We start from the raw sequence: 15275 nt of genomic DNA on the forward strand, positions 1-15275 counted from the left end.
TGAGATGATTCAAATTTTCTTATCTGAACGTTTCTGTCCGCCAATATACATTTTTAGAACTTCAGCCTTTTTAGCACCAATAGTTTTAGCTAGCTCAAAATCACGAGCTTGCATTACGCCGCGAATACTTCCGAAGGTACGTATAAGTTTTTTTCGCGTCGCAGGGCCAATACCAGGAATATCTTCAAGCAAACTGGCGGTGTTTTTTTTACGCTTAAGTGTAGTGTGGTAGCTGACAGCAAATCTATGCGATTCGTCTCGTACACGCATCAGTAGTTTTGTAACATGGCTGTCTTTTCCTAGATTGACTACTTTCATCGATCCATCTTCTTGAGGAACAATTATTTCCTCGTGTCGCTTGGCTAAGCCAATAATTGGTATTTCAAAGCCCCTCGACTTCATAGCCTCTAGCGCAGAGCTTACCTGCCCCTTGCCACCATCAATCAAAATTAAATCTGGCTTTGGCCATTGTTCTATATTTTTACCACTAAACCTGCGAGATATGACTTCGCTCATGTGCCCAAAGTCGTTATTGCCAGGTAGGCGCATTTTGAATTTACGGTACTGCCCTTTATCGCTTACGCCGTTTGTGAACACCACCATGCTTGCAACGTTATTGGTTCCACTTTGGTGAGATATGTCATACCCCTCAATTCGCCGTGGTGCACCCTTTAGACTTAGTAGCTCTTGCAACCCGTTGAGTGCTTGGTCTTTACTGATATCAAACAGTTCTTTGTCGCTAAATATTACCTGTTTTTTGAGGTTTTTTAGTGCCCGCACTTGGTCTCGTAACCGTGCGGCCTTTTCAAACTGTTTGTTTTTGGCAGCTTGCTCCATTTGAACTTTTAAAGACTTTTCAAGCTTTATGCGGTCGCCCTTCAAATACATCTTTAAATTGCGTAAATTTGCCTTGTAATCTTTTAGAGTCGTTTTACCAACTTCTAAGCCAGGGCTTAAACTCAGATGATAATCAAGGCTAGCTCGTTTTTTATCATTTGGCACTTTGTAGTCAAAAGGGAAAATCCGACGCAAGTATTTTAAAGCTGGCCGTGCTCCACCACCAATATACGGGCCAAAATACTCTGCCCCATCATCCATTGGCCGCCGCACCACACTGACTGTTGGATGTTTAGACTTAAAATCGATCCGTACATATTGATTGCTTTTGTCATCGCGCAAATCAATATTGTATTTGGGCATGTAGCGCTTGATCATTTCGGCCTCTAAAAACAACGCCTCGATCTCGCTTTCCACCGTGATCCACTCTAAATCGGCGATGTCTTGGACTAACAGATCAGTTTTAACATCGCGGGCTCTCGACTTTTGAAAATACTGTCGTACCCGATTGCGTAAATTAATAGCCTTACCTACATAAATAACTTTTTTATCTAGATCTTTATAAAAATACACACCTGGCTGGCGCGGTAAATCTTGTAACTTGTCTTGCAGATTTTTCATTCTGCCTCTAAGTATAGGTTATTTCTTTACTGGCGCTTTTACGCAGTCAATACACAATGGCTGTTTTTGCAGACAATCCTTACATTTAAGCACCAGACTATTGCAGAGTTTGTTGCTGCAGTTGGTATGCTCGCTGGTTGGTTCGCTACAGTCACTGCACTCCCCAATGTCTTTAGACTTCTCAGAAAACTCCAGTTTCATGCGCTTATCAAACACGAAGCATTTCCCGTCCCAATACCCTTGGTCGCCAAATTCTTCTCCGTATTTAACAATACCGCCGTCAAGATGGTACACCTCTTTAAAGCCTTTGTGTTTCATATACGCACTTAGGTATTCGCAGCGAATGTCACCGGTGCAATAGGTTAGTAGTGGTTTGTCTTTATCAAGTTTTTCAAGCTCTGGCTTAAGCTCTTTAAAGGCTTTAATTTTAGGCGCAACCGCACCTTTAAACTTACCTATGTCTGACTCGTAATCGTTGCGGGCGTCTAAAATTGTCACATCTGGATTATTCTTTATATACTCATGCCATTCTTTTGGCCGCAAGCCAACTGACTTATTAAACGGATTAAAGTCGTCTTCTGCCCCGAGCGTGACGAGTTCGTCACGGTGTTTTACAGACAAACGGGGAAACACCGTGTAGTCTCCATCGCTCCACTTGTACTCAATGCCGCTAAAGTCCGGCCAATTCACTAAGGTATCAAACTCTTTATGTTCTGCTTTAAATGAAGTGTCTAATGATTTATTGTCGACAGTAGCGTTCATCTGTTCGATATAGCTTTCGAGTGCCTCTTTGTCGCCAGCAAGCGTTCCGTTTATGCCGTGTTTGCTAACAATAATACGACCATTTAAGCCGCGCTGCGCGCACACAACGGTTTGCCACTTTCGAATAGCTTCTGGGTCTGTAACTTCCGTAAATTTGTAATATAAAATTACTTTTTGCATAAAGTTCATACTAACAAACAGATGTAAAATCGTAAACTACACAATTTTTTTATATATTTATCAAACAATGATTTGACATATATGGCAAATTTGCTAGTATTGATGAGGTATGAAAAGTAAATTTCCACAAATGATCACACTCGTCTGCAACCGCAGATAAGTGTCTGTTTGCCGAAATTTTATCCAAATCAATCAAGCAAACAGGCCCAGGAGGCCTTTTTTTATGAAAGAATCAGTAGATTCATTACATCCAGCTAGTGCAAAACGCTTAACAGAAGAGCAAGAACAAAGATTATTTGCTGCTTCGTTAAATGCGCCAAGAATAAATTGTGATCTAGTTCCACGCAATTTTGCTGGAGATTGTTTGCGTCGTGCTGTATTTGAGGAGTCTCAGACCCTTTTTAATAACCTGGTCTACAAAACACAAGACGGAACGAAAGAATTAAAAACCGGAATTACACTCAACAGGGACGCATTAGCCTTTGCATTGAAGTTTGGCGATGATTCACCAAAAAAATTCTTTGAACTCGGCCGAGAGAATGGTTTGGCTTTAGATGAAATCTGTGCTGGATATGATGAAGTTCTTGCCGCTTTAGATGTAATGCCTAAAGATCCAGAGGAAGACGTTGCTCAAGCAGTTGAACGTATTCAAAAAGAACTAGGGGTGACTGTTTTAGAGCCTTTAATTGACGTAACTGACCATACGCAACCCAGAGAAATGTTATTGCTTTAGCTATTAGCTTGCATCAACTATAATTAAACGCATGCAAAAAATTAGAAATTGGATTAAGTCCATGTACGCGTGGACTACTAAATGGGCGTCACACCCGCGAGCCGAAAAATACTTAGCTGGTATTACCGCTGCAGAGGGCGTGTTCTTCCCTATACCCCCCGACCCGCTGCTAATGGCAATGATATTCTCAAAGCCTAATAAATGGCTGCGATACAGCTTAATAACGATTGTAGCGTCAATACTCGGTGGCATAATTGGCTACTTAATTGGTTTTGCCTTTTTTGAAAGCATTGGTGACTGGATTATTTCTAGCTTGCACCTTGAAGAAGGCTATATATCGCTTAGTCAAAGCTTTCAAGAAAACGCTACGCTAGCTGTATTTACAGCAGCCCTTACTCCTATTCCGTACAAACTTATAACGCTTACGTCTGGAGCGCTGCAGGTTAATTTTGGCGTGTTTTTAATAGCCTCTATTTTAGGTAGAGGAACGCGATTTATTGTTGTTGGCTTTTTAGCAAAATTACTAGGCAAAAAGTACAAAGAACAGATCGAAAAATATATAGATATTATTTCAATTTGTTTGGTACTTATACTTATACTAATACTCTGGCTGAGGAATATTACTCACTAAGCCGGTCATGTCGCTGCCGAGCTTGTGCAGAAATTGAGCAGTTAATGGTGGTAGCGTTATTTGCCGCGCGTCTTCGTTGGCTTCGTTAACTCTAATCGATGTTTGATATATAGATTCTTCTAAAACCTGTTGTTTTTGCGTGCGGCCCCCTATAACACGTTTCAGCGAGGCGAACACCACGCCTTCTTTAACTGCCTCTCCGGAAAATTCTATTCCTTCTTGGTGTGTTAGAAGACATGCCGTAATCCTTCGAACATAGGGCTCGTTTGCGGATTGAATTCTGTTACTGGTAAGGACCGATATTGCTTCTGACATACAAATTTGAGATGGGCGGGATGTGGTATAGGTGTGATAGCATGCGCCATCAGTATCTTCATCCCGCCGGTGTTCCGGTGTGCGCTATCGAATTATCGACTTATATCTGCTCTGCCAAGCACAGAATTTCGTCGTTGCACTTCCAGCTTAGGGGTCGCCCTAAACGGTATATGACCGGTGATTTATATTGTCTCTACTAGGTGGCGTAAACGAGCGCCGGAAACACTAGCAGCAACCATGTTATGCCGAAGATTCGCATGGTGCGATTCTTCGAAGCATAGCCAACTGCAACCATCCAGGCGCAAGCATAGCCAAAAGTGACCAGCAATGCTACCTCTGGTACCCCGTCGATGTTTTTCAAAACAACGTATGGTACCCCTAGCAGCACTATTCCCAGTGCTAAACCAGCTAGAATCGAGTTGATTGCCTCCTCTTTGCTGATTGACTCAGTCATTTTCACCTCCTACTATACGGCTCGCAATAAACAAGGGATTTCCTTGAGTGATCTTTTCGATCGCGAGATGGCAGAAAAGTCCGTTACTTCTTGTCTCGTTTGAGGTGGGGGTGAGAAGGATATTCTTCTCTCTTAGTGGTTTCTTTCGGCAAGGACACCTTCTTGAGACCATTTTCTATTGAATAGAGCATGGTGTGAACGCGCCCTAGTACGGCACTTACTTTTTGCAAGCCTTTATAAAGGATATTCAAATGAACACTTCCCATTGGTTGTGTAGACAATAAATCAAATGACCCTTCGCGGTGAGCAAAGAATCTCGACATTCTCTTGATGAGAAAGCAGAATTATATTATAACATTTTCTTCAAATACGTACCAGTATATGAGCCTGATACTTTGGCCACTTCTTCAGGGGTACCGATTGCCACAATCTCGCCTCCACCATCGCCGCCTTCTGGACCGAGGTCGATAATATGATCAGCCGACTTAACTACGTCAAGATTGTGTTCTATCACCACAATCGAATTACCGCTGTCAACCAGCGCATTAAGCACTTCTAGGAGTTTTTTAACATCGGCAAAGTGCAAGCCAGTTGTTGGCTCGTCAAGGATATACATAGTTTTGCCGGTTGAGCGTTTAGCAAGTTCGGTCGCCAGTTTTACACGCTGCGCCTCACCGCCACTTAAAGTGGTAGCTTGCTGACCGAGCGTAATGTAGCCCAAACCAACACTGTTTAGGGTGTTGAGTTTTTTAGCAATAGTTGGCACATTAGAAAAGAACTCTAGAGCATCTTCAACCGTCATACTTAGTACGTCGGCAATGGTTTTGTCTTTATAGTGAATCTCAAGCGCTTCGCGGTTATAGCGCTTACCGCCACATTCGTCACACTTAACATACACATCTGGTAAAAAGTGCATTTCGATTTTTAAAATTCCATCACCACTACAGGTTTCACAGCGGCCGCCTTTTACGTTAAAGCTAAACCGCCCCGGTTTGTAGCCGCGGATTTTGCTTTCGGGCGTTTTTGCAAAAAGCTCGCGAATTGCCGTAAACATACCGGTGTAAGTTGCCGGGTTAGACCGTGGGGTTCTACCAATTGGCGACTGGTCAATTACTATTGCTTTGTCTAAGTTGTCGATTCCTTCGATAGTGTCATGTTTGCCAGCAACAGTATTCGCCCGCTGCAACTGATGGCTTAATGATTTAGCTAGAATGTCATTGACAAGACTGGACTTTCCCGACCCGCTAACACCGCTAACAACTACCATTTGGCCAAGCGGAATGTCGACACTAATATTTTGCAGGTTGTGCTCTCTAGCTCCTTTAATTGTAAGTTTTTTACCATTGCCTTTGCGTCGTTTTTTAGGCGTCGGTATGGACTGTTTGCCGCTTAAATACTGCCCTGTAACACTTGCTTTAACCTTAGCTACTTGGGCAGGTGTACCTTGGGCGATTATCTCACCACCGTGAATACCTGCACCGGGACCAATGTCTAGCAGTTCATCGGCCTCTCGAATAGTTTCTTCGTCATGTTCTACCACAATCACGGTGTTACCAAGATCGCGCAGCCGAACTAAAGTTTTAATAAGCCGAGTGTTGTCACGCTGGTGTAAGCCAATTGATGGTTCGTCCAGCACATACAAAACACCAGTTAGTCCAGACCCGATCTGGGTTGCCAGACGAATACGCTGAGCCTCGCCGCCACTAAGAGTGTTAGCACTTCGCAGCATTGTTAGATAATTAAGGCCAACATCGCGTAAAAATCCAAGCCGAGCTTTAATTTCTTTAAAAATTTGCTTGGCGATCATCTGCTCTTTTTCATTAAGTTTCATGGTTTCGAATAACTGGTAGGCATCGTCAATCGACAGGTCGCAGATGTCCATAATCGACATGTCTTTAACAGTTACACCGAGTGCCTCTGGCCGTAGGCGGCGACCCTCACAGGCATTACACGGCTTTTCGACCATGTATTTTTCAATGTCTTTACGCATAAATTCGCTGTCGGTTTCGGTGTGGCGGCGTTGTAAATTAGGAATAACTCCTTCGTAGGTTGTTTCGTAGCCGCGGCCGCTGTTAAGTTCTACCCAATACTTGTCATTGCCAGTACCGTATAAAATCTTCTCTAAATCTTCTGACTTTAATTGACTAGCAGGCACATGAATCGAAAAACCGTGTTTGTCGGCGACTGCTTCGACTTTTTTCATATACCAAGTGTCGACTTTGGCTCGGTTCCACGGACGAATAGCACCTTCGGCGATGGTAAGTTTTTTATTAGGTACAACCAGCTCTGGGTCAACTTCTAGCTTATTACCTAAGCCAGAACACGTCATACATGCGCCGTGAGGGCTGTTAAAACTAAAGGTCCGCGGTTCTAATTCTGGAATATACACGTCTGGGTGATCAGCACAGGCAAATTTTTCGCTAAAAATAGATTCGTGATCATCATCAACGTTATGAATTTTCAATACACCGTCAGCAACCTCAAGCGCCTGTTCTATTGATTCGGTTAGCCGTTGCCGTTGGCTTTCATCATTAACTAGCCGGTCTACCACAATCTCTATTGTGTGCTTGTAGTTTTTATCTAGGTTCGGCCATTCGTCTAAGTTGTACACAACACCGTCGACGCGAGCACGCACAAAGCCAAGCTTTTTAAATTCTGCTGGTATGTGTGCAAACTCACCTTTTTTATCAGCCACAACCGGTGCAAGCACCAGTAAGCGAGCGTCTTTGGGTAGGCGCAAAACTGCATCAACAATTTGCTTGGCTGACTGCTTAGACACTTGATTGCCACATATTGGACAGTGAGGAATCCCAATTCGAGCAAACAACAAACGCAAATAATCATATATTTCAGTAACAGTTGCGACTGTCGAACGTGGGTTGCGGCTTGCCGACTTCTGGTCGATCGAAATAGCTGGTGATAGGCCATCAATTTGGTCAACATCTGGTTTTTCCATTAGGCCTAAAAACTGGCGTGCATAACTGCTTAAACTTTCGACATAGCGCCGTTGACCTTCGGCATATATCGTGTCGAAAGCCAAAGATGACTTACCAGAACCACTGAGCCCAGTGATTACGATAAGCTTATTGCGAGGCAGCTCAAGACTAATATCTTTGAGGTTATGCTCCCGTGCTCCTTGGATTTTTATGACGTCATTCACAAGCTTCTACGCTAGCACATTACCCCTGTTTTTTCAATCCTATACTATCGGTATACAAAGATACCAGCGATAACTAATCCGTACATAATAAGCCACACTGACTGGCTAATGATCAGTTGCCTAATGTTGTCTGCGATCGCCCACAGCAACACCAAAAATGACATGACTGCATACAAAATCCAGGTGACTTCCGAAACACCTTCAGCCGATTTGTTGGTAAAAATCTCGATAACTTGCGGAATAGTTAGCAATGGAAAAATAATATTAACTGGATAGGACATTTTATCGAGTAGCTTTTTTTCTTTTTCGGTACTACGTTTAATACGGATAATGTTCATGGTTAAGATCTTACCACAGTTATTGTCACTTATTTACTTCTTAGGTTACACTAGGCAAAGTTTATGAAAGTTGCAATCCAGGGCCAGGCTGGCTCGTACCACGATACTGCTCAGCGTCAGTTTTTTGCTGACGCAACAATTGTTCCAGCTATGTCATTTAGCGGAGTATTTGACGCAGTTACAAATGACCGGGCTGAATATGGCTTGATTGCAATTGAAAATTCTTTATACGGTTCGATCAATAGGGTATACGACTTATTGCTGCAACATAAACCATGGGTTTGCGGCGAGGTTTATCTACGGATAGAGCATTGTTTAATATCTAAAAGCAAGCAGGACTTAAAAAACATTACTGCAGTGTATTCGCAGCATGAGGCCCTAGAACAGTGTCGTGAATTTTTTAGAGAGCACATGCCCACAGTTCAGCTTGTAGAAACCAATGATACTGCTGGGTCTGTGGCGATGCTCAAAGACCTCCCGCCAACCGCTGCAGCGGTTGCTAGCCAAGCTGCAGCAACGCTACACAATGCGCATATTATTCATAAAGGCATTGAAACAAATAAGCAAAACTACACTCGATTTATTGTGTTTCAAAAACAAAAAAACTATGACCTTAGTGGACAGAATAAAACCTCTGTAGTTATCGAACTACCAGAAAAAGCTGGTGTGCTACACGAAGTTCTTGGACTATTTGCGAAGGCCCAAATAAATCTTAGTAAAATCGAATCCCGTCCCATTGTTGGCAAGGCTTGGCACTACATGTTTTATTTAGACTTTGACGCAGGTGTAGACGAACCAACTAGTCGCGATGTGTTAGCAAAACTGCAAACACTAACGACGAAGTGCATTATTTTAGGTAGCTATAAAAATTCAAGATAATAATCACGACATAGGTTTCAAGCTGGGTTTTTTGTGCTAGCTTTCGCTAACGCCAGCTCGGTGGTACGGTCTCGCCCAAGTGTATAGCATGGCTAATGCCCTTGTGCTTGGATCCCCGTTCATGCTGCCACCCCAACATTAAAAATCTGCTGTCCTTCAGCTATGCTGGATTTTTGTCCGAATCTCATCGATCCGACCTTGCAGCTCGTGGCACCTCTTGCAAGACACTTCATACCTGGCAAACAGCCACCTGACCGACTTAAGTCGATCAAACATTGCGTGCCCATGATACAAAGGCTTCAGTGCCAAGATCTGTGACAACAACCGCAGGTTGTAGAGCAACCGAGAGGTTACGAATGGCGTGATTACCAAAGCAAAGACAAAACCAAAGCCTATCTTTGTTTTGTTGAGAAGATCCACAGTACTCCTTACGTAACTAGGCTTGTGTATGCAAAAAAGCGCAAAAAGCGAGTGCTTTGCTGTCATTTTTGCCAAGCGCCCTATTGGACTTACTCAAATGAGCTTTAGCCAGAAGTTGAGTTAAGTTTTAACAATTAAAAATTAGCTCAACTTCTGGCACCTATGTCGTGATGTGTAACGTTCAACCAATCCTACGATTAGTCAAAAATACTTAACCATTAAAAATACAATAAATCAATGCTAGAGGTTTTTCGTGATAGTTTTCGTATAGCGTTATTTGGAGGGGCTTAACCGCATAAAGCTCTAGGTAGCGTGCTTTTCTGCATCAACCGTACCTGCCACAGACACAGTTTCCGGCAAGTCTTCGTCTACAAACTCTAGAATCATATCCAGTTGCTCCCCTTGTTTTTTTGTTTCTGGGTGTAGCGCAATTGTTCCAAGAAAAATAGTTGCAACAGGTCTCACAATTCTTAGCCCCTCAGGCTCCATAGCTAACTCAGCTGCTGCATAAAATTGGTCAGGGATATTTTCTGCTTCAGCACGGAGAACGTAGCTGCCTGGGATGTGTTTTCGTGGTCGAACGGCTACCCATTCCAGCTCAATAGCTTCTTCCCCAATATACATATCATCTTGGTCAACTAATTTCTGATATCGTGCAGTAATGCGTCTTTTAGAATTAGGTTCCATTTTTTTGTCGTCATCCATAAACCCTAAAACCATACGAATGTTTGGAGTGTTTGAAGCTCCTTCAGCTGTTCTGACATAATTGAACATAGCCGGTAAAAGATCAACATTGCTTATGCCGGGTAATAATTCCGCGACAGATGAAACGCTTAGTGCGCGGTCGTATGCTACGAATGTTTCATCTCTTACATAAAATCTGCCTGTTTCAGCTCCCGCTGCCATTTAAACCTCCTCGAATTTTAGTTCTAAGCTTTCTAGTAGTTGGTCTTTGATAGCAACCGACTGGTCGGTAGTTAATGTCGCCTCATACGGCGTTATAGTTATCTTGAAGGTATAATTTACTGTCTGGCTATCATCCTGTTGATAGGCTTCTGTCGCCGTTATAGCAATGCCAATCTTGTGAGCTTGTGCTATCTCAGTTTGCTTGGTTGCGATTTGGCTTTTGAGCTGACCAAAGCTTATAGAATTAGCGACTTTTAGGGTTACATCCAACTCTGTTGACGGAAACTTAGACAGTGGCTTGTAGGCTGGGATGGAATCCGCAGCCTTCAATATATCTAATACCGAGATTTCAAATCCGGCGCTATGCTCTGGTAACTTGAGTTTTTTAGTAACCGAATTTTTATATTCACCAACCATGCCTATCCAGTTATCTGACCCTACAATCATCACAACAGCGCTACGGCGTAAGTCAAATGGTGCTGTAATGCTAAGTTCAGGGTCTTTCTTTATCGACTTATATTCAAACTGTAATCCTAGCCTATCGGCAAGCGTGTTCAAATACGCCTTAGCCGCATAGAACGCCGCGCCACTGCTTGCTGGCTTTTGGTTGGCGTACGTTAGTGCAAGTGTTTCGATTTCTAGCGGTAAATCACCTTCAACTAAATGGTTTTTGTTATGTGTTTTAGCTATCTCAAATAATGCGAATTCTTTGTGCCCAGCCTTAATATTTTGGTGTACATGAGTTAGCAAACTTGGTGTCAGGCTTAGTCGATACTTTTGTAAATCAGGGCTTAGCGCATTATTCAAAGTGTAGGCTTGGTCAGGGTCTTGGCCGACTATTTCGAGCAGATTTTTGTGAACAAAACTATAGGTTAACACTTCGTTAGCACCGGCTTTAGCTAACGCCTCGCGTAGTCGCTTTTTGAAACTAAAAAGCTCAGACCGTTTTTGCGGCTTAGTAGTGCGGGTTGGCAGTTCTTTGGGTAGATTGTCGTACCCGTATAGCCTACCAACTTCTTCAACAATATCCTCTGGAATATGTATATCGGTTCGCCAGAATGGAGCGGTAAATTTCATCATTGAGTCCTCTGTATGAACACTAAATTCTACTGCCTCTAACATTTTTTTAACATGATCTACTTCCAGATTAGAGCCAAGCCGAGAATTGATAAAATCGACCGAGACTTCGATTTCTGGATTTTGCGATAAATCGGCTTTATTATCTATTACTTTACTTGCAATACTGCCGCTTGCTTCTTTTGAAATGGCTTCTATGGTCATGTTTAATACTCGGTCATTTTGCCATGGTGACTGACCCTTGCTGTAACGCGTAACGGCATCGGTAAATAGTCCGTGCTCCATGGAGGTTCGGCGAATAGAATACATATCAAATGTAGCGCATTCTAAAATGATATTTTTGGTATCATCGTCAACTTCAGTATCTGCTCCGCCCATAACACCACCAACGCCAATCAGTTGATTTGGAGTAGCTATCATAATTGCTTCAGCTCGGGGTTTAATAATTTTGCCGTTTAGTAAAAGAATTTCTTCGTTCGGTTTTGGATGTCGAACTTCTATAACTGCTTCTCCGCCGCTAGCTTTAGCGACTTTATCGTAATCAAAAGCGTGCATTGGTTGGCCTGTTAAGTACATGTAGTAATTAGTTACGTCGACAATATTGTTTACTGGCTTCAAGCCAACTCTGGCCAAGTAGGTTTGTGTTAAAAAGTTACTCGGCTTGATTTCTACATCGCTCATCGCCACTGCCATAAAACGTGGGACTAGCTCCAGCAATGTGTTCGTCACAGTAAGCGGCAGTTCGCTCCCTTGTATATCCCAGCTTCCCTCGATCTGCTTGGCATAATCATCTGGGCTAGTAAATTGATTTCCTAAAATACCGGCTATTTCTCTGGCGACCCCCAACAATCCAAAACAGTCAGGGCGGTGGGTGAACATTTTGTTCTCAATATCAATTATTACTTCGTCCTTAAGATCAAATAGCTCTGCAAAACTATCACCTGGTTGTGCTTCTTCGGTAATTTCTAAGATTCCATTATGCTCATCACCAATACCGAGTTCTTTTGCACTCGCTATCATGCCGTTACTTACAACTCCGCGCAATTCTCGTGCCGACAGCACAAACGGTTCCTCGTCAAAATATGTTTGTGGCACGGTCGCTTTTGGCGGGATCCAGGCAATAGACATGCCTGCTTTAACGTTAGGCGCCCCGCACACCACCTCGACTAAGCCGTCTTTTCGCTCAACGTCTTCAACTTTGCCACCATCATCGAGCAAGCACACGCTTAGCTTGTCGGCATTAGGATGCTTTTCGCAGCTTTTTACTTTGGCAATTACGACATTTTCGTACGCGTTGCCAAGGTGAATAACTTCCTCTACTTCGCCAAGCTGACTGCCAATTTTTGCAACTAGTTCATCAACCGAAACATTAATTTCTGTGAATTGCTTAACCCAATTTAAACTGATCTTCATGTGTACTCCTTCAAAAAAGTATCTAAAACTCTAGGCATGGAAGGAACATAGTTTTGTGGATTTTCTTGTATGTCTTTTGCTAGTTCTTTAGCATCAATCCATTTAACTTGTTCGACTTCATCTTCTTGAACTGTAAAGTAGTCAATCGGTTTGTCTAAAACCAATGAGAACCACTGCAGAAAGTACTTCCGTGGACTTTCAACATACTCTTTTTGTTCTTTTGTAAGAGTTTCATTTTTAAGGCCAATTTCTTCGTCGACCTCTTTATAGGCATTTTCGTCATACGTCTCTCCCTCATCAAGCGTGCCTGCCATAGCGGGCCCCCAAAGACCTGGGTCTTTCTCTTTTGTGTGCTTTCTTTGAGCCAACAACACCTGATTGCTGCTATTCGTAAGCCAGAGTGCAGTGATTCTATAGATGTCTTTTGAATAATCAACCTCAGACCGCTCTTTATGGCCAATCAGATTATCATTTTCATCAACTATTTGAATCAAACTCATGCCGCAAGCTCCTTCTCTACGCGCTCTTTTAGAGTTTTCATGTTGTTCTTGTAGGTTTTGTCTAGGTCAACGTCGAGCTTACTTGCAAGTACTAGTAGCGACCACAAACAGTCAGCCAATTCATGCTCTAATTTCGCTTTTACGTCATCCTTTTTGCGCATACCTTGCTGTGCCATTACAAGCTTAGAAAGGTCACCAACATCACCAAGAAATCCCATTAAATAGTCTTTAACTTCCCACTGTTTATTGCCTTGCTTTGCATTAAAGCACGCATATAAATTAGCTATTTCTTGTGCGACCTGCTGCTGGCTACTCATCGCATAATCTCCTCGAGCAGTTCTGGGAATTTACCGTTTAGAGTTTCGCCTAGGTGGCCCTGCTCTTTAATGACTAACTTTCCGCCAAATGCACTTTGTAATTCTTGACCTTTTTTGTCGTCGCATCCGTAGGGGTCATTTGTAGAGTTATAAATATAAAATTCTTTGCAATTTTCTTTAATCTTCTCAGTGTCGTAACTATCCTGTAAGACCACGCTGAATTCTGGGTCAATAACCGACATAAAACCCGCTACTAAAAACGACTTCGCGACTTGAACATTAGATCTTTCTAGAATAGACAGAATCAAAGGAACCCCCGCGGAATGGCCAATAAGAACAGTGTCTTGGTCTAACTCGATATCTAGTAATTTAAGAGTCTGCTCTACGGGTTCTTTGTTAATGCTGGGCATTGATGGGCTCGCGACTTTCCACCCCTGGTCGATAAGTTGATCAGCAAGCCAGCCATACCAATGACTTCTTGGATTTAAGCCAGTTCCATGAAAAATAATCGCATTCTTCATGCTTTTCGCCTCGTGGTACTGTCTTCTCTATCTTCCATCTTCAATCTATCCATCTATCTAATTCCCAAATTGTTTCAAGAAATCTAATTTACCACTATGGAAATGTCGCACATCTTCTATGTCATGCTTCATCATTACAAGTCGGTCGATGCCGCCGCCCCAAGCAAAACCAGTGTATTTTTCTGGGTCGATATCGGCCATTTTGAGCACATTGGGGTGAATCATGCCACAACCTAAAATTTCCACCCAACCTTGGCCGCACACCTTGCAGCCGGCTTTGTCGCAAAACGGGCAACTCATTGCAAATTCAAAACTTGGTTCGGTGAATGGAAAATAAAATGGCTGAGTTTTTACTTCAAGCTCTTTTTCATAGTACGTTTCTAAAAAAGTTTGTAGCGTGGCAATTAAATGACCAGTGTTGATTCCTTCGCCCACAACCACGCCTTCAAGCTGGTAAAAGGTGTGCTCGTGACGGGCGTCTAGGTCTTCGTTTCTAAATACTCGACCAGGAATAACAACTTGGATTGTTTCGCCTGATTCGATTCGTTCTTTGCGAGCTTTTAAGACCCGATTTTGCATAGTGCTGGTGTGGGCTGGGGCGATCAAACCTTCCTCTGTCATAAAGGTGTCGTAATCGTCGCGGGCTGGGTGGCCTTCAGGGAAGTTTAGGGCTTCAAACATATGATAGTCGTCATCGATCGCCCTTGATTCTTCGGCCTCAAACCCCATACGTTCAAAAATAGAAAGCAAATTGTCCATTTCGCTCATAAGCGGGTGGATGCTGCCGTTGCTTGCTGGCAAAACCTGTGGTTGATCTGTAAGTTTTACATTTACATCAAACGGGGCCGTTACGTCGATTGCCGGCTTTGTTGAAGTTGAGTCCTGTAAACTTGCAAGCTTTTGCTCAAATTCTTGCTTTAAGCCGTTAACTGCTTGGCCAAACTCCCCCCGTTGTTCTGGCGGCAATGCAGGGATCTGGCTGTAAAGTTTTTTAAATTCTACAGAGCGTAAAATCTTGGTTTTATCGTCTAGTTTTTCGTACTCCGCCAATAAATTTTGTCGGGCGTTTTCAATCTGTTCCATTGGTTATTTAGTATACACGCTCGTCTATACAGATTGCTAACAGTTTGCTCACAGCAACTAAACAGTCGTAAACATATACTAACTATGTCAGTAAGTAATTAGGGAGGGTCACTATGGGATTTTTAACA

Annotated in this window: 15 protein-coding genes; 3 read left to right on the top strand and 12 right to left on the bottom strand. The window is 42.8% G+C overall.

All coding sequences use genetic code 11. The features are described 5' to 3' along the window. Window positions 1–9: 9 nt before the first annotated feature. On the bottom strand, window positions 10–1458 hold the full coding sequence (locus EYO12_02385; GenBank protein ID HIA91941.1) for an excinuclease ABC subunit UvrC: 1449 nt from the start codon (window positions 1456–1458) through the stop codon (window positions 10–12). 18 nt (window positions 1459–1476) lie between these two features. Continuing rightward, the gene (locus tag EYO12_02390; GenBank protein HIA91942.1) at window positions 1477–2400 is read right to left on the bottom strand and encodes a rhodanese domain-containing protein; all 924 of its coding nucleotides are present in this window, start codon (window positions 2398–2400) and stop codon (window positions 1477–1479) included. A 223-nt stretch (window positions 2401–2623) separates the two neighbouring features. Between EYO12_02390 and EYO12_02395 the strand changes: the two genes are divergently transcribed. Beyond that, the gene (locus tag EYO12_02395; GenBank protein ID HIA91943.1) at window positions 2624–3133 is read left to right on the top strand and encodes a hypothetical protein; all 510 of its coding nucleotides are present in this window, start codon (window positions 2624–2626) and stop codon (window positions 3131–3133) included. A gap of 31 nt (window positions 3134–3164) precedes the next feature. Further along, entirely contained in the window at window positions 3165–3764 is a 600-nt protein-coding gene (locus tag EYO12_02400; protein ID HIA91944.1) for a DedA family protein, read from the top strand. On the opposite strand, the gene EYO12_02405 is transcribed toward EYO12_02400, so the two are convergent. The 4 genes from EYO12_02405 to EYO12_02420 form a co-directional block, all read right to left on the bottom strand. After that, window positions 3732–4079, bottom strand: coding sequence for a hypothetical protein (locus EYO12_02405; GenBank protein HIA91945.1), 348 nt, complete (start codon window positions 4077–4079; stop codon window positions 3732–3734). The genes EYO12_02400 and EYO12_02405 overlap by 33 nt on opposite strands. 196 nt (window positions 4080–4275) lie before the next feature. Then, window positions 4276–4533 (bottom strand): hypothetical protein, encoded by a 258-nt coding sequence (locus EYO12_02410; protein ID HIA91946.1) that lies wholly within the window; start codon window positions 4531–4533, stop codon window positions 4276–4278. A gap of 349 nt (window positions 4534–4882) precedes the next feature. After that, complete coding sequence (gene uvrA / locus EYO12_02415; protein ID HIA91947.1) at window positions 4883–7693, bottom strand: excinuclease ABC subunit UvrA; 2811 nt, start codon at window positions 7691–7693, stop codon at window positions 4883–4885. A 44-nt stretch (window positions 7694–7737) separates the two neighbouring features. Continuing rightward, on the bottom strand, window positions 7738–8031 hold the full coding sequence (locus EYO12_02420; GenBank protein ID HIA91948.1) for a hypothetical protein: 294 nt from the start codon (window positions 8029–8031) through the stop codon (window positions 7738–7740). A gap of 63 nt (window positions 8032–8094) precedes the next feature. On the opposite strand from EYO12_02420, the gene EYO12_02425 reads away from it, so the two are divergent. Further along, entirely contained in the window at window positions 8095–8910 is an 816-nt protein-coding gene (locus tag EYO12_02425; protein HIA91949.1) for an ACT domain-containing protein, read from the top strand. 723 nt (window positions 8911–9633) lie between these two features. Here EYO12_02425 and EYO12_02430 read toward each other — a convergent pair. From EYO12_02430 to pheS, 6 genes are read right to left on the bottom strand one after another with little or no spacing between them, the layout of a single operon-like run. Beyond that, on the bottom strand, window positions 9634–10236 hold the full coding sequence (locus EYO12_02430) for a hypothetical protein (protein HIA91950.1): 603 nt from the start codon (window positions 10234–10236) through the stop codon (window positions 9634–9636). Continuing rightward, on the bottom strand, window positions 10237–12726 hold the full coding sequence (gene pheT / locus EYO12_02435; protein HIA91951.1) for a phenylalanine--tRNA ligase subunit beta: 2490 nt from the start codon (window positions 12724–12726) through the stop codon (window positions 10237–10239). Then, window positions 12723–13226, bottom strand: a complete 504-nt coding sequence (locus tag EYO12_02440; protein ID HIA91952.1) for an NUDIX domain-containing protein — start codon at window positions 13224–13226, stop codon at window positions 12723–12725. The genes pheT and EYO12_02440 overlap by 4 nt, the downstream gene beginning before the upstream one ends. Beyond that, window positions 13223–13543 (bottom strand): nucleotide pyrophosphohydrolase, encoded by a 321-nt coding sequence (locus EYO12_02445; GenBank protein HIA91953.1) that lies wholly within the window; start codon window positions 13541–13543, stop codon window positions 13223–13225. Before EYO12_02445 ends, EYO12_02440 begins: the two co-directional genes overlap by 4 nt. Continuing rightward, entirely contained in the window at window positions 13540–14064 is a 525-nt protein-coding gene (locus EYO12_02450) for an alpha/beta hydrolase (protein HIA91954.1), read from the bottom strand. Before EYO12_02450 ends, EYO12_02445 begins: the two co-directional genes overlap by 4 nt. A 57-nt stretch (window positions 14065–14121) precedes the next feature. Beyond that, complete coding sequence (gene pheS / locus EYO12_02455; GenBank protein HIA91955.1) at window positions 14122–15147, bottom strand: phenylalanine--tRNA ligase subunit alpha; 1026 nt, start codon at window positions 15145–15147, stop codon at window positions 14122–14124. Between the last annotated feature and the right edge of the window lie 128 nt (window positions 15148–15275).

The organism is Candidatus Saccharibacteria bacterium, from assembly GCA_012965045.1.
Classification (GTDB): domain Bacteria; phylum Patescibacteriota; class Saccharimonadia; order Saccharimonadales; family DTSZ01; genus DTSZ01.

Excerpts from the sequence above, each read along its gene's own strand:
- EYO12_02385 (HIA91941.1), bottom strand. The coding sequence starts at position 1,458 with ATGAAAAATCTGCAAGACAAGTTACAAGATTTACCGCGCCAGCCAGGT.
- EYO12_02390 (HIA91942.1), bottom strand. The coding sequence starts at position 2,400 with ATGCAAAAAGTAATTTTATATTACAAATTTACGGAAGTTACAGACCCA.
- EYO12_02395 (HIA91943.1), top strand. The coding sequence starts at position 2,624 with ATGAAAGAATCAGTAGATTCATTACATCCAGCTAGTGCAAAACGCTTA.
- EYO12_02400 (HIA91944.1), top strand. The coding sequence starts at position 3,165 with ATGCAAAAAATTAGAAATTGGATTAAGTCCATGTACGCGTGGACTACT.
- EYO12_02405 (HIA91945.1), bottom strand. The coding sequence starts at position 4,079 with ATGTCAGAAGCAATATCGGTCCTTACCAGTAACAGAATTCAATCCGCA.
- EYO12_02410 (HIA91946.1), bottom strand. The coding sequence starts at position 4,533 with ATGACTGAGTCAATCAGCAAAGAGGAGGCAATCAACTCGATTCTAGCT.
- EYO12_02420 (HIA91948.1), bottom strand. The coding sequence starts at position 8,031 with ATGAACATTATCCGTATTAAACGTAGTACCGAAAAAGAAAAAAAGCTA.
- EYO12_02425 (HIA91949.1), top strand. The coding sequence starts at position 8,095 with ATGAAAGTTGCAATCCAGGGCCAGGCTGGCTCGTACCACGATACTGCT.
- EYO12_02430 (HIA91950.1), bottom strand. The coding sequence starts at position 10,236 with ATGGCAGCGGGAGCTGAAACAGGCAGATTTTATGTAAGAGATGAAACA.
- pheT (HIA91951.1), bottom strand. The coding sequence starts at position 12,726 with ATGAAGATCAGTTTAAATTGGGTTAAGCAATTCACAGAAATTAATGTT.
- EYO12_02440 (HIA91952.1), bottom strand. The coding sequence starts at position 13,226 with ATGAGTTTGATTCAAATAGTTGATGAAAATGATAATCTGATTGGCCAT.
- EYO12_02445 (HIA91953.1), bottom strand. The coding sequence starts at position 13,543 with ATGAGTAGCCAGCAGCAGGTCGCACAAGAAATAGCTAATTTATATGCG.
- EYO12_02450 (HIA91954.1), bottom strand. The coding sequence starts at position 14,064 with ATGAAGAATGCGATTATTTTTCATGGAACTGGCTTAAATCCAAGAAGT.
- pheS (HIA91955.1), bottom strand. The coding sequence starts at position 15,147 with ATGGAACAGATTGAAAACGCCCGACAAAATTTATTGGCGGAGTACGAA.